The organism is Microbacterium sp. H6, assembly GCF_003314775.1.
GTDB classification, from domain to species: domain Bacteria; phylum Actinomycetota; class Actinomycetes; order Actinomycetales; family Microbacteriaceae; genus Microbacterium; species Microbacterium oxydans.
The window spans coordinates 30,684-31,134 of the sequence record NZ_QOAY01000148.1; the positions used below are offsets into that span (position 1 = coordinate 30,684).

1 pseudogene is annotated in these 451 nt (G+C 72.1%); it reads right to left on the bottom strand.

Annotated features, from left to right (window positions below):
- Positions 1–451, bottom strand: a pseudogene (locus DSP71_RS09610) (DUF58 domain-containing protein); the annotation flags it as partial.

Consider the following 451-nt stretch of genomic DNA (forward strand, 5'->3'; position numbering starts at 1 on the left):
ACGTCGGCATCGGAATCCGTCCATCTGACGACCTCGACGCCGGCGTGCTCGAGCTCGACGAGGATGTCGGAGCGCTCCGCCAGCAGGGTGCGCAACGCGATGCGCTGTTCACGCGTGAGTCGGCTCTCCTCCGGTGCAGGGAGGACGTCGACGGCCACCACGGCGTGGCCTGACGCCCGCCAGCGAGTGACCAGCTGAGCGGCGGCGCCGTCGAAGAACGTCGAGAGCACGAAGATGATGGAACCCGGCGGCACGACCGGCGACCGGCGATACCGGGGGTCGCCCTCACTCTGACCCGTCGCCGCGATCACGTCGCGAAGGCGGGCGAGGTGACGCGGGCCGCCGCCGGCGGGAAGGCTCCGGCCGCCGGGCGACAGTGCGTGGTACGACACGCGATCGCCGACGCCGATCGCAGCGGTCGCGATCGACAGCGCGGCTTCGCGGGCGTGGT